Below are 297 nucleotides of genomic sequence, written 5' to 3'. Positions count from 1 at the left end.
TGGTGCCCAAGGCCCACAAGGATTACCTGGAGCAGACGGAGCAGACGGTGCCCAAGGTCCAGCCGGCCCACAAGGATTACCTGGAGCAGACGGAGCAGACGGTGCCCAAGGTCCAGCCGGCCCACAAGGATTACCTGGAGCCGATGGAGCAGATGGTGCCCAAGGCCCACAAGGATTACCTGGAGCCGATGGAGCAGACGGAGCAGATGGTGCCCAAGGCCCACAAGGATTACCTGGAGCCGACGGAGCAGATGGTGCCCAAGGCCCACAAGGATTACCTGGAGCAGACGGAGCAGA

General features: G+C 62.3%; 1 pseudogene. It reads left to right on the top strand.

What is annotated here, in order from left to right:
* Positions 1–297 (top strand): annotated as a pseudogene (locus RM520_RS15270) (collagen-like protein); the annotation flags it as partial.

Source organism: Croceitalea vernalis, from assembly GCF_031846405.1.
In the GTDB taxonomy this organism is placed as follows: domain Bacteria; phylum Bacteroidota; class Bacteroidia; order Flavobacteriales; family Flavobacteriaceae; genus Croceitalea; species Croceitalea vernalis.
The sequence above is the reverse complement of the archived record's forward strand: the minus strand, read 5'-3'. Positions and strand labels throughout refer to the sequence as shown.